General features: G+C 37.6%; 2 protein-coding genes. One reads left to right on the forward strand and one right to left on the reverse strand.

The genetic code is table 11. The features are described from left to right. Positions 1 to 386: helix-turn-helix domain-containing protein (locus tag LJE09_RS17275; RefSeq protein ID WP_227311604.1), on the reverse strand; the 386-nt coding region annotated here is incomplete at its 3' end. Positions 387 to 557: 171 nt separating this feature from the next. Here LJE09_RS17275 and LJE09_RS17280 point away from each other — a divergent pair. Then, the coding region (locus LJE09_RS17280) for a helix-turn-helix domain-containing protein (RefSeq protein ID WP_227311605.1) at positions 558 to 777 on the forward strand (220 nt) is incomplete at its 3' end.

Consider the following 777-nt stretch of genomic DNA (forward strand, 5'->3'; position numbering starts at 1 on the left):
AAGGAATCCAAAAACAGACCATATTGTTTTAACATCAGCAGTAATAAATCTTTTGAAAAAGCATCTTCTTCTTTGGTAAGGGCAAGTGGTAACTGTTCCAGAATATCTCCCATCGCATCACGAATCTGTAATTCTCTCTTATCCGTAATATCGGTTTCATATTCATCTTTTTCCCCTTTGAGCCATTCCACAGATACATGGAGTGCTTCCGAAAGACCTTCCAACACCATTTTTTTCGTATTGTCAATCGAACCATTCTCATAACGCAGGATTGTAGAAGCGGTAACACCCATCTTTTCTGCGACATAAGGCTGTGTCAGATTCAATTCCAGACGGCGCTGTTTTACTCTGCTCCCTATCAGCTTGCGTAATTCTTTATCTTTCATGCTGACTGCCTCCTTTTTCGGTATGTATGAATTATAGCATTGTTTTTCTGAAATTGCAATATGCAATATAAAGTTTATTTTTAACATTTCGTAACGCTTGACAAAAAGATGTGAAAAGGATATACTTACATCACAAGAATTGCATAATGCAATTTGTAAGGAGGTGATTATATGACGCAAAGAAAAATTGCATTATCCATCGAAGAAGCTGCTGACTATACGGGAATCGGCAGAAACACCTTAAGACAGCTTGTAGAATGGAAGAAACTTCCAGTATTAAAGGTTGGTCGCAAAGTCCTGATTAAAACCGATATTCTGGAAATGTTTATGGAAGCTAATGAAGGTCGTGATTTGAGGGATAGAGGAAATGTAAAAGCCGTAACAAGAACTG

This window comes from Blautia sp. DFI.3.45 (assembly GCF_020593505.1).
In the GTDB taxonomy this organism is placed as follows: domain Bacteria; phylum Bacillota; class Clostridia; order Lachnospirales; family Lachnospiraceae; genus Blautia_A; species Blautia_A wexlerae.